Annotated in this window: 1 protein-coding gene; it reads left to right on the top strand. The window is 61.9% G+C overall.

All coding sequences use genetic code 11. The annotated features are described in order from the left end of the window. Positions 1–8: 8 nt before the first annotated feature. On the top strand, positions 9–1385 hold a 1377-nt coding region (gene ahcY, locus SAS01S_RS21935), incomplete at its 3' end, for an adenosylhomocysteinase (RefSeq protein ID WP_066813376.1).

Here is a 1385-nt window from a genome sequence, read left to right as displayed (position 1 = left end):
TGGCCACCGTGCTCGACCGTACGACCGATTATGTCGTCAAGGACCTTTCCCTCGCCGATTTCGGTCGTGCGGAGATCAACATCGCCGAGACCGAGATGCCGGGCCTGATGGCGCTACGTCAGGAATTCGGCGCGTCGCAGCCCTTGAAGGGCGCGCGCATCACCGGCTCGCTCCACATGACGATCCAGACCGCGGTGCTGATCGAGACGCTGACCGCGCTTGGTGCCAAGGTGCGCTGGGCGACCTGCAACATCTATTCGACCCAGGACCATGCCGCCGCCGCGATCGCCGCGTCGGGCGTGCCGGTGTTCGCGATCAAGGGCGAGAGCCTGGCCGAATATTGGGACTATGTCGGCTCGATCTTCGATTGGGGTGACGAGACCTGCAACATGATCCTCGACGATGGCGGCGACGCGACGATGTTCGCGCTCTGGGGCGCCAAGCTCGAGGCCGGCCAGTCGTTCGCCGAGCCCGAAAATGAGGAAGAGATCGAGATGCAGCGCGCGGTGAAGGAATTCATCAAGCGCAAGCCCGGTTATCTCACCGAGACGGTCAAGAACATCAAGGGCGTGTCGGAAGAGACCACCACTGGTGTCCATCGCCTGTACGCGATCGCCAAGAAGGGCGAGCTCCCGTTCCCCGCGATCAACGTCAACGACAGCGTGACCAAGTCGAAGTTCGACAACCTCTATGGCTGCAAGGAATCTTTGGTCGACGCGATTCGTCGCGGCACCGACGTGATGCTCGCCGGCAAGGTCGCCTGCGTCGCCGGCTTCGGTGACGTCGGCAAGGGTTCGGCCGCCTCGCTCCGCAACGGCGGCGCCCGCGTGCTCGTGACCGAAGTCGATCCGATCTGCGCGCTGCAGGCGGCGATGGAGGGTTATGAGGTCGTGACGATGGAGGAAGCGGTGACCCGCGCCGACATCTTCTGCACCGCGACCGGCAACGCCGATGTGATCACTGCCGATCACATGAAGGGCATGAAGAACATGGCCATTGTCTGCAACATCGGCCACTTCGACAGCGAGATCCAGATCGCGGCGCTGTCGAACTACAAGTGGACCGAAGTGAAGCCGCAGGTCGACCTGGTCGAGTTCCCCGACGGCAAGCAGATCATCATTCTGTCGAAGGGTCGCCTGGTGAATTTGGGCAATGCGACCGGCCACCCGTCGTTCGTGATGTCGTCGTCGTTCACCAACCAGACGCTGGCGCAGATCGAACTGTGGACCAAGTCGGACACGTACAAGAACGACGTCTACGTCCTGCCCAAGCATCTCGACGAGAAGGTCGCCGAATTGCATCTCGAGAAGCTGGGCGTGAAGCTGACCAAGCTCAGCCAGAAGCAGGCTGATTATATCGGCGTGCCGGTCGAGGGACCGTTCAAG

This window comes from Sphingomonas asaccharolytica NBRC 15499 (assembly GCF_001598355.1).
GTDB classification, from domain to species: Bacteria; Pseudomonadota; Alphaproteobacteria; order Sphingomonadales; family Sphingomonadaceae; genus Sphingomonas; species Sphingomonas asaccharolytica.
The sequence above is the reverse complement of the archived record's forward strand: the minus strand, read 5'-3'. Positions and strand labels throughout refer to the sequence as shown.